At 50.4% G+C, this 8518-nt stretch carries 8 protein-coding genes and 1 pseudogene; 4 read left to right on the top strand and 5 right to left on the bottom strand.

Translation table 11 applies throughout. From position 1 onward, the window contains the following. Window positions 1-207: 207 nt before the first annotated feature. From ACW73I_RS22360 to pgi, 3 genes are all read right to left on the bottom strand, one after another. Complete coding sequence (locus tag ACW73I_RS22360) at window positions 208-1182, bottom strand: calcium/sodium antiporter (RefSeq protein WP_458031722.1); 975 nt, start codon at window positions 1180-1182, stop codon at window positions 208-210. Between the two features lie 42 nt (window positions 1183-1224). After that, the gene (locus ACW73I_RS22355; protein ID WP_458031721.1) at window positions 1225-2052 is read right to left on the bottom strand and encodes an undecaprenyl-diphosphate phosphatase; all 828 of its coding nucleotides are present in this window, start codon (window positions 2050-2052) and stop codon (window positions 1225-1227) included. A 187-nt stretch (window positions 2053-2239) separates the two neighbouring features. Next, on the bottom strand, window positions 2240-3880 hold the full coding sequence (gene pgi, locus ACW73I_RS22350) for a glucose-6-phosphate isomerase (protein ID WP_458031720.1): 1641 nt from the start codon (window positions 3878-3880) through the stop codon (window positions 2240-2242). A gap of 295 nt (window positions 3881-4175) precedes the next feature. Between pgi and ACW73I_RS22345 the strand changes: the two genes are divergently transcribed. From ACW73I_RS22345 to ACW73I_RS22330, 4 genes are all read left to right on the top strand, one after another. After that, window positions 4176-4769, top strand: a complete 594-nt coding sequence (locus ACW73I_RS22345; protein WP_458031719.1) for a hypothetical protein — start codon at window positions 4176-4178, stop codon at window positions 4767-4769. 153 nt (window positions 4770-4922) lie between these two features. Then, complete coding sequence (locus ACW73I_RS22340; protein ID WP_458031718.1) at window positions 4923-5846, top strand: copper oxidase; 924 nt, start codon at window positions 4923-4925, stop codon at window positions 5844-5846. 62 nt (window positions 5847-5908) lie between these two features. Continuing rightward, window positions 5909-6334, top strand: a complete 426-nt coding sequence (locus ACW73I_RS22335; RefSeq protein WP_458031717.1) for a YqaA family protein — start codon at window positions 5909-5911, stop codon at window positions 6332-6334. 12 nt (window positions 6335-6346) lie between these two features. Continuing rightward, a complete protein-coding gene (locus ACW73I_RS22330; RefSeq protein ID WP_458031716.1) occupies window positions 6347-7108 on the top strand; it encodes a hypothetical protein in 762 nt (253 codons plus the stop codon). A 5-nt stretch (window positions 7109-7113) separates the two neighbouring features. On the opposite strand, the gene ACW73I_RS22325 is transcribed toward ACW73I_RS22330, so the two are convergent. Together ACW73I_RS22325 and ACW73I_RS22320 are read right to left on the bottom strand one after the other, a co-directional pair. Beyond that, a complete protein-coding gene (locus tag ACW73I_RS22325) occupies window positions 7114-7644 on the bottom strand; it encodes an MOSC domain-containing protein (RefSeq protein WP_458031715.1) in 531 nt (176 codons plus the stop codon). Between the two features lie 664 nt (window positions 7645-8308). Further along, window positions 8309-8518 (bottom strand): annotated as a pseudogene (locus ACW73I_RS22320) (group II intron reverse transcriptase/maturase); the annotation flags it as partial.

The following is an 8518-nucleotide window of genomic DNA, read 5'->3' as shown; positions in this document are numbered from 1 at the left end:
ACCGCCCGGCGCTACGGCTTCCAGGGACTACTCAACCTTCACTCGCTGGCGCTTCGTTTCCAAGGTTTCGCAGCGTACGCTTTTGCCCCAATGCGGTCTATGTGATTACACCAAATCGATCGCCGAATGAACACGGGGCTGGGGTCCGGTGAGAAGGACGAAACCCGCACCGCACGGTAACGGGTTTGACGATCCGCATCGGCATGTCTAGATGTCGGCGATGGTATGAATTAAATACGAGGTATATGTAATATAAATCAGTAGTAATAGAGCGCCTTCCACACGATTGATACTGCCGTCGCCATTGCGGCCGTAACCCATAGCAAACAACGCTAAGGTCAGGACCGCCATTAACGGCCAATCGCGACTAAGAATTTCATGGGGAATCGCCATCGGTCGAATCGCTCCGGCGGCTCCAACGACCGCTAGGGTGTTGAATAGATTTGATCCGATCACGTTGCCGACCGCCAGATCGTGCTCGCCTTTGCGCGCGGCGGCGATCGAAGATGCCAATTCCGGTAGCGAGGTTCCGATGGCGACTATCGTCAAGCCGATGATGAAATCGCTGACGCCCAAATCCTGCGCAATGGAAACCGCGCCCCATACTAACATCCGCGAACTGACCACCAAAAGCACGATGCCGCCAATCAGCCAAATCCAGGCTTGAATCTGAGACAGGCTATGTTCTTTCAACTCATTTTCGATTTCCCTCTGGTACTCATCGACCTCTCTTTTCTTTAAAGACTGCTTGACCATCCAGGTCATTACAATGAAAAACAAAGCCAATTCAAGAGCTGAATCGAATCGTGATAAAGCGCCATCGTAAAGTTGGACAAAAACCAACAGTGTGACGGTAAACAGAATCGGCAATTCTTTCTTGAGAATCTGAGAATGCACCGAAATGGGGCTGATTAGTGCGGTGATGCCTAATATCAGACCGATATTGGTAATGTTCGAGCCATAACCGTTGCCAATCGCAATACCGGGGTTGTTCTGCATCGCGGATAAAATTGAAACGGATAGTTCCGGCGCCGAAGTCCCGAAGCCAACAATAACCATGCCGATCAACAGAGTGGGCATGCCCAAATGATTGGCGATCGCTGCAGCCCCTTCGACAAACCAATTCGCGCTGAATATCAGAATGATTAAGCCCAGAATGATCAGCGATACCGGCAGAGCCATAAATTACCTTTTGAAAGTCAATAAAACGATAAAATAGCGCCCTCAGTCAACTGTCCACTGCACGAGTCCGCTATATGCGGTGCCTATGACGACTACCCCGAATAGGATACGGTACCAGGCAAAAACGATGAAGTCGTGATGGCTGATATAACGCAATAAGCCTTTAACGGCGAATAAGGCGCTGATAAATGCGGCAACCAAACCGACCGTAAACGACAGTAGATCGCTTTCACCGTTTAGTAAGTCGCGGTGTTTATACAAGTCGTACAGGCTGGCGATGACCAGTGTCGGGATAGCGAGGAAAAATGAAAATTCGGTCGCGGCTTTCCTCGACAAGCCGAACAATAAGCCGCCGATAATTGTGGAGCCGGAGCGTGAAGTCCCCGGGATCAAGGCAAAGGCTTGCGCAATGCCCAGTTTAAGAGCGTCGAGCATGGTCAAATCATCCACGTCGTGAATCCGAATTTTATGTTCGCGCTTTTCGGCCCAGATGATGACAAAGGCGCCGACTATAAAGGCTAAAGCGACCGGGATAGGTTTGAATAATATAGCCTTGATATATTTTCCGAGTAGCAGCCCCAAGCCGGCTAACGGCATAAAGGCGATTGCGAGGTTCAACACAAACTTTTGCGCTTGTTTGTCGCTCGTCAGACCGGATAGAACCATGCCGATTTTGACTCGATATTCCCAGCAAATCGCTAAGATCGCCCCGACTTGGATCACAATGCTGAATAGCTTGGCCTTGTCATCGTTAAAATCGAGCAAATCGCCCGCCAAAATTAAATGGCCGGTACTGGAAATAGGAAGAAACTCGGTAAGGCCTTCAACGATACCTAAGATCAGAGACTTAATGAGCAATTCGATATCCATATATTTAGACTCCGTGTTAAAACAAGGTACAGAAACAAATCAACATGTTGATCGTGAGGAAGTATTAGAAAGGGTGCGGTGGAGGTGGTTAAAGCCACGGCTTTAGGTCGATTATACCTGAACTAGCGCTGGTACACCGTCAGTAGATCATGCAGGCAGCGCAAAACTTGGTACATCCAATACCGGCTCAAGATTTACGTAATTTTTTATAAGCATTGATTAAACCGTTGGTAGAGCTATCGTGGCTGCTGATAACTTCGTTGTTTTTTAGTTCCGGCAAGATCGCTTTTGCTAGTACTTTGCCCAATTCAACCCCCATTTGGTCAAAGGAATTTATATTCCAAATCACGCCTTGTACGAAAATTTTGTGCTCGTAGAACGCAACTAAGGTTCCCAAAGTCCGAGGTGTTAGTTTCCTGAATAAGAACGCATTGGACGGTTTGTTGCCCGAGAAAATTTTAGATGCAATCAAGGCGTCGTCCAGATTGGGCTCATGGCTCAAATCCTGTCTGACCTCGTCCTCGGTTTTGCCTCGCATCAAGGCTTCCGCTTGCGCCAGGAAGTTGGACGTCAGGATATCGTGATGGTCCGGCAGGTTGTATTGGCTTTGCGCAGCGGCCAGAAAATCGCAAGGAACCAGTTTTGTGCCTTGGTGTATCAATTGAAAAAACGCGTGTTGGCCGTTGGTGCCGGGTTGGCCCCAGATGATGGGTCCGGTGTTGTAATCCACCTTGTCGCCGGTGATGGTTGCGCTTTTGCCGTTGCTCTCCATATCGCCTTGCTGGAAATAGTCGGCGAAATACTTCAAGGATTGGAGATAAGGCAGGATGGCGTAGGTTTCCGCCTCGAAAAAGTTGTTGTACCAAATTCCCAGCAAGCCCATGATGACCGGGATGTTTTTTTCGTACGGCGTATTGCGGAAGTGTTCGTCGGCCAAGTGGGCGCCCATCAGCAATTCTTCGAAGTTGTCCATGCCGACGTACAGCGCGATGGACATGCCGATCACCGACCATAAAGAATAACGGCCGCCTACCCAGTCCCAGAACTCGAACATATTGTTCGGATCAATGCCGAATTCTTTGACCTTTTCTTCGTTAGTGGAAATGGCGATGAAATGCTTGTTGATGTGCGCCGGGTCGCCGGCCGCCCTCATAAACCAATTGCGGGCCGACAGGGCGTTCGTCATGGTTTCCTGAGTCGTGAAAGTTTTGGACGAAATCAGGAATAAGGTGGTCTCCGGATTCAAGGGGTTCAGTGTTTCTACGATGTCGGTCTGATCGACATTGGAAACAAAGTGGGCTTTTAACCCTTCTTTACCGTAAGCGGTCAACGCGGTATCGACCATTTTCGGACCTAGGTCGGAGCCGCCGATACCGATGTTGACGATGTCGGTAATCGTTTTGCCGCTATAGCCGGTCCATTGTCCGGAACGTACTTGCTCCACGAACACGCGCATTTTGTCTAACACTTTATTGATTTCAGGCATGACGTCTTTGCCGCAGAAAAACACCGGTTTGTTGCTCCTGTTACGCAATGCAGTGTGCAAAACGGCTCTTTTTTCCGTGGTGTTGATAATGGAACCTGAAAACATCGCTTCGGTTTTTTCCCGCAGTTCCGCGCGGTTTGCCAAGGCAATCAGCAATGGCATTGTTTGTTGATCGATTAGGTTTTTCGAATAGTCGAATAGTAAGTCATTAAATGTGATTGAAAACTTGTCGAAACGCTGATGGTCTTTCGAAAACGCCTCTTTCATGCAAAATTTCCCAGCAATTTCTTGATGGTGTTGTTTAACGGCGTTCCATTCTGCGGAGTTGATTAATTTGGACATATTTTTTTTTATGAGCCGGATAATAAGTATTCGGGAGCGTTGTAATGCCAGCTAACAACAGAAAGGCTTATTTCCCCATTATAAGGATTGTCTTGAATGGATGACAAAAAAAATAACCGTATCCGGTCGGGTGAAGGGGCGGATATAAGGATTACCTTTATTTGCAAGGGGTGATGTGCTAGAGTTAAGGCCGATTTTCCTGAGGTTGCAGCTATTTCAGGTTGATGACACCTCAAAATCGCATCATGCTCAAGGGCGTGAATAATAAAAAATATCAACAACGGGAAGGGTAAACATGAAAACAACTCGTCTTTTTAGAAGTAGTCTTTTGGGTCTTATCGGACTGGTTTTTTCCTCCTCACTCTGGGCGCATGGTGGCGCCGCCGGAACTGACACGGACCAGTGCAAATTCGAATTGGAAAAAGACCATTGGATTCATTACACCGCCTACCAACCTAAAGCATATCCCGCCGAAGAATTTTGCGGGAACATTCCTGATACCGATTCTTTGATTCAATTGGTGTTCGACTATCAAGACATGCGCTATCGCGATAGAGCAGTCGAATTCGAAGTCACCAAAGAGCCGGAAGGCACTCGTATATTTTATGAAGAACCGAAGAAACACAAATCGGGTACAGTGATATTGAATTTGCCGAACGGCGTGCCCGAACCAGGCAAATATCTGATTCATATTACTTTGTTACAAGATAACGGTGAGCGTTTAGACGCACATATGAGCTTTAAAGCCGGCGGCGGCCAGCCGACCAGTGCCGGTAGTTATGGTCTATACGCCTTAGTGTTGTTTGCCGGTCTTTACATTGCTTACCTGTCTCATGCGGGCTTCAAACGCAAAGTCGATGAAATGCTCGGCAAAGCAAAGGAATGGTAAAATCAAACAACTTTAAACTTATCCCTCGTTACCCTGTCTTAAATATTTGGCAGGGTCAATCTGCTTTTTTACCGGTACCGGTTAAGCCTGATTACCGCAAGCGCATCGTTTAAGATTTTTTAAACTCTAGCTTTTTATAGAGGATTTATTCTAATGGTCAAAACATTATCAATTGCCGCTTTAGTTTGCGCGTTGTCTGTTTCTAGCGTTTTTGCGAAAGAATTTGTAGAACACAACAACATGATGGATCACGGAGACGGCCATTTGATGGATATGGGCGGCGCCATGGTCATGGGCCAAAATTCGGATACTTTGCCGGGTGGTTGTGACAAAATCGCGGCGACCAAAGAAATCACGGTCCGTGCCGGCCATAAATATTCCGAGAAATTTCCCGGAACCATGTGGGCTTTTGATCAGCAGGAATTTCAGTTCGAACCGTGCACTAAATTGACAGTCCATTTTGTTAACGAGGACGAGATTCGCCATCAATGGATGATGCACGGCTTGCCGAAGTACTTGTACCCGAAAGGGATGTTCCATCTTGAGGTTAGCGGCCCCGGCAGTGTTTCAGGCACTTTGATTCTGCCGCCCGGCGATAAAACCTATCTGGTGCATTGCGATATTGCTCAGCATATGGAAAAAGGCATGAAAGCCCAATTTAAAGTGGGTAAAGGCGGCGAAGAACTGCCGAGTATCCCGGGCGTTACCAGCAATGTTTACCCTGATGATTACAGCGGTAAACCATTCAATGCCGAAGAATTTGCCAAACAAGAAGCCGCTGCGGTAGCAGAAGCAGCCGCTCTTGCCGCTACGACCGCAAACTCAGCTCAGCCTGACAATGTTGCTGCACCGTCAACCGACGGCTCTTTTCTATCGGGCGTCGGCATAGTCGGATTGGCTATTGGTATTTTGGTCGGCCCTATTTTGGCTAAACGTTTTAAGGGGATGAGTACGGGCGAAGTCATTGCGACGATATTCGAATGGATTTCCCAGGCTATCGGTTTTACGGTTAACTTAATCAGCAAACTAATCAAAAAGTTTACCGATAAAAAACCGATTCCACTGCCCGATAAATAAGACTTGAACTTGAAAAACCCCTGAGCCTTGCGGTTTCAGGGGTTTTTTAATGGGAGCAGAAAATGGCGATAGAATCGTACGGCTTACTGGGTTTATTCGTCAGCGCCTTGATCTCCTCGACCATCGCGCCAGGCGGGTCGGAAGCGGTGCTGGCCTATTTGGTGGACAGCCATCAATACGACCTTGTACAGCTAGTGGCAGTGGCCACGGTCGGAAACAGCCTCGGCGCGCTGACCACTTGGTGGCTCGGTTTATGGACCGCAAAAAAATACCCGGCCGAGAAAACGCTGTCCGAGAAGTACCAAAAACCGATCAACACCGTGAAAAGCTGGGGCGTTTGGGCCTTGTTGCTTTCTTGGGTACCCATCGTCGGCGACGGCCTGTGTTTTGCCGGCGGCTGGCTTAGGCTTTCGCTGATGTCTTCGATACTGGCGATATTGCTGGGTAAAGCCTTACGATATCTGGTTGTGGCTTACGCCTTCATCTAAATGATGTAAAACATGCGCCTATTCCATTTACCTCATTTTCCACCGGTCGACGTCGAAGTCGAACATCGGCGCCGCGATTATTTCATCGCGGCCTTTACCTTCGTCACCACGACCATTTGTCTGACCACCGACGGTTTCGCGCCGCAGTTCATGCAATACGTGCTGGCTTTTTTCGGCTGGCTGTTCTTGCTGGCCTTTTTGCGCGGCGAATGCAAATACGTCCGCACGCAAGTCGCCGTGGCCGTCATGTTTGCCGTGGTGGGCGAATATTTCGCATCGGTTTATATGAGGGGCTACATCTACCGTTTCGAAAACGTACCGGCCTATGTGCCGGCCGGCCATGGCTTGGTGTATCTGACCGCCGTCGCCTTGGGCAGGTCCGCGCTGTTTCAACGCCACGCCCGCCGCATCGCGTTATTCGTGGTATCGGTCTGCGGCTTGTGGGCTGTGTGGGGCGTCAGCGGTTGGGGGCGCCTGGACCTGATAGGGGCGGTATTGTTCGTGGTGTTTTTGTTGTATCTGTTCAAAGGCAAATCGCCTATGGTTTATCTCGGCGCCTTTTTCATCACATCCTGGCTGGAGATCGTCGGTACCGGCGCCGGCACTTGGGCTTGGGCCGAGATCGATCCGGCGTCCAATTTGCCCCAGGGCAATCCGCCCAGCGGCGTTGCCGCCTGGTATTGTCTGGTCGATGCGGTGGCCATCGCCGGCGCCGGCCCGCTGTTGCAAGCCATTACCAAGACCGCAACGGCGCTACAGCGCCAACGGGCGTGAACGGCTCATCCGATCGGATTGGCCGCACTTAACCATACGCGATCGCCGACCCGAATCAGGCCACCGACCAAGATGCGCGCCGTCATGCCGCCGTGGCCGCGCAGGGCGTTGTAGCCGCCCATGCCTAATTCCTTCTCCATTTTCGAGCACGGATCGCAAGGTCCGGTAACCTGAATTCGCACCTCTTCCCCAATCGCCCATTCCAACGCCATGTTCGCAAACGGCGAGCGCATCGCGACCAGATTGAGTCCGGAAACCGCCAGATTGCGCCGCAGACGCACGGGATCGAGTTCGGCCAGCCCGCACCAGCCGGCGACGATGGGTATATGCTCGGCCTGAAATAGAGTGATCTCGCGTTTGGACGAACGCCGCGCATGGCCGGCCCGGCTTCCCCGGCGGTCTCCGATCAACCCCAGTCCGGGCTCCGCCCTCGCCTCGTCGACCCGAACGGCCGCTTCTCCCCGCGCCGGGCGTAGGATGATGGCTTCGATCCGGCCTTCGGTGGCGTATTGCTGGCAGAGGTCGTGCAGAGTCATGTTTGAGGGTGGAAAATTAGCTTGGCTGGCCAGGTTAGCATGGTGTCATCACGGAAACCGAATAATGTTGACCGGCCGATGACGCCACTTAACCGGGGCAGTTTATGTAGACTGGGTTGAGCCTCGCGATACCCGGCAGACCGCCTTTAACGCCGGGTTTCACGGTGTTCAACCCAGCCTACGGTCCCGTCTATCAAAAATGTAGGTCCGATTAGTCCAGCGTAATCGGACGTAAGTTGTAAAAGAATCAACGTGCCCGCAACTAGGCAGATTAGCAAATCGCTGTCCCAACCTATCGATGAACGAACAATAAGGCCAATCTGCCGGTTTGTGTACCAAACCATGTTTCAGCGGATAAACGCGAATAAACGCGGCACGGTGTTGATAATCGACGTTGGCACGGAAGAAATTTTCACAATCGTGCCGTGATCATATTCCTCCGCTTGCCGACAGCGTTTCTTACTTCGATGAGCCGCTCAATTCCCGTGATGCCCGCGAATCCGCAATCGATCAACGCCAACTCAGTATCTTTGCAAAGTGGGGATATAGCGACAAAAATTCAAAACATGCGTCCGATTGGAGAGTAGTCGCGACGCTTGCGCGTCGCGACCCTCGCAGAACCGGACTTGGAGCGTTACACCATCCGGCTCCCAGTTCAAGTCATTCACAAGGGTTTAGGGTACAAGTAATGCTGCACCTTGAGAGACGGCATCCAGGCTTTTAGTACTTGGCAGAATTGCTTCCAGTTGCAACTTCGCTTCTGACTTCTTCGGTTCAACCATTTGAACAGTAGGCTGCCTATCAATCGCGCGTAGTTGCCGATCTGCCTCGTGTTACCGCTGACAGCATAATAGGCCAGATGCCCGCGTAAGTG

This window comes from Methylomonas sp. MgM2, assembly GCF_054172045.1.
This window is presented reverse-complemented; position numbering and strand designations above follow the sequence as displayed.

What these genes read in the sequence shown, in the direction of transcription:
- pgi (WP_458031720.1), bottom strand. Translation starts at nt 3,880, where the DNA reads ATGTCCAAATTAATCAACTCCGCAGAATGGAACGCCGTTAAACAACAC.
- ACW73I_RS22360 (WP_458031722.1), bottom strand. Translation starts at nt 1,182, where the DNA reads ATGGCTCTGCCGGTATCGCTGATCATTCTGGGCTTAATCATTCTGATA.
- ACW73I_RS22345 (WP_458031719.1), top strand. Translation starts at nt 4,176, where the DNA reads ATGAAAACAACTCGTCTTTTTAGAAGTAGTCTTTTGGGTCTTATCGGA.
- ACW73I_RS22325 (WP_458031715.1), bottom strand. Translation starts at nt 7,644, where the DNA reads ATGACTCTGCACGACCTCTGCCAGCAATACGCCACCGAAGGCCGGATC.
- ACW73I_RS22330 (WP_458031716.1), top strand. Translation starts at nt 6,347, where the DNA reads ATGCGCCTATTCCATTTACCTCATTTTCCACCGGTCGACGTCGAAGTC.
- ACW73I_RS22340 (WP_458031718.1), top strand. Translation starts at nt 4,923, where the DNA reads ATGGTCAAAACATTATCAATTGCCGCTTTAGTTTGCGCGTTGTCTGTT.
- ACW73I_RS22355 (WP_458031721.1), bottom strand. Translation starts at nt 2,052, where the DNA reads ATGGATATCGAATTGCTCATTAAGTCTCTGATCTTAGGTATCGTTGAA.
- ACW73I_RS22335 (WP_458031717.1), top strand. Translation starts at nt 5,909, where the DNA reads ATGGCGATAGAATCGTACGGCTTACTGGGTTTATTCGTCAGCGCCTTG.